This is a genomic window from Azotobacter chroococcum (genome assembly GCF_004339665.1).
Taxonomy (GTDB): domain Bacteria; phylum Pseudomonadota; class Gammaproteobacteria; order Pseudomonadales; family Pseudomonadaceae; genus Azotobacter; species Azotobacter chroococcum.
The window spans coordinates 1-1,208 of the sequence record NZ_SMMU01000097.1; the positions used below are offsets into that span (position 1 = coordinate 1).

General features: G+C 59.2%; 1 pseudogene. It reads right to left on the bottom strand.

Features of this window, described 5'->3' with window-relative positions:
• Positions 1–94: 94 nt before the first annotated feature.
• A pseudogene (locus EV691_RS23190) lies at positions 95–664 on the bottom strand (reverse transcriptase N-terminal domain-containing protein); the annotation flags it as partial.
• Between the last annotated feature and the right edge of the window lie 544 nt (positions 665–1,208).

The window sequence follows — 1,208 nt, forward strand, 5'->3', positions numbered from 1 at the left end:
CCTGCTTCTCGAACCGCGCCAGAACCGCATCCCACATCGTCTTGTTCTCCCGATCGATTATCGGGGGAGTTTACGCAAACACCTTGAAAGGGCTGCCTTTGATGTCCCCTTCCATGACCCACTGCGCGGAGTGCTTGCGACCGAGGTTGACGAACAATTGCTCGATTGCATCCGCCGTGGAACGGTGGGGACGAAAGCCATAGGAATTCCGGTCCGCCGTGGTCTCGGACACCGGTTCGAGCGCCAGCAGGTATAACGCCTGCATGGCCCGATCCAGCATCGTCGGTATTCCCAGCGGTCGGCGCTGGCCGTTGGCTTTGGGGATGTACACCCGCCGCAACGGCCTGGGCTGGTAGCCCGTGCGCTGTAACCGAAAAATAGCCTTCCATTTGCTTTCAGGCGTGCTCCAGGTTTCCCCGTCAACGCCCGGAGTCCTGCGACCCCGGTTTTCAGTGACCCGTTTGACCGCCAATGCCTTGGCGGCGAACGAGCGGACCAGCATGCGCTGCAAGGTTTTCACCTGCCGCCATTGCCGGTTCTTGGCTGCCTTCGCGATCCGTACCTGTAGCCCTCTCACCCGCCGATGACTGGTTGCCCAGTCGATCGTGTGCCAACTGCTGGCCGGGAGGGAGGACGCAGGCACTTCCTTTTCAGACGCACTCATCTTGCTTTCCTCCAAAGAAGATTTCCCCGGAGGAGCAGCGGACGCACGTCGCCCTTGCGGGGAGTGAGTTCACTACCCCGCAAGGGATTTCTGTTCAGACGCCGCCGGTCGGACCGAACGACGCCAGCTTTTTATAGCTTTACAAGCTTTTTCGCGATCAAAGACCAGTCGGAAGTGGGCACCCTTTCGGGTCGGGGCAACGGCCCCTATCCAGCCCCGTTACAGGGTGGCATTCGCTTTTTCCGACCTCCTTTACCCGCACTTTCAACAGCCTTCCTTGCGGTCGACCTGCCCCTGCTCTACCAGCCAGTGGCGAAAATACGGGCTTACCGAGTTCCATAACCATCACAAGAGTGGGTTAGGCCCTGCCTGTTCACCAGTGACTCGATGTCAGCGTGTCCCCAGATGTAAAAAGGACAACCAGTCACGCACCTTTTGGTCGAAGCCTGTTTGAACCGCCCCGGGTTTCCCGGAGGCTCCAACCTTTGAGAGGATGGAGCCATGAAGTCAGCAACGAAGTATTCCCCTGAAGTCCGGCAACGGG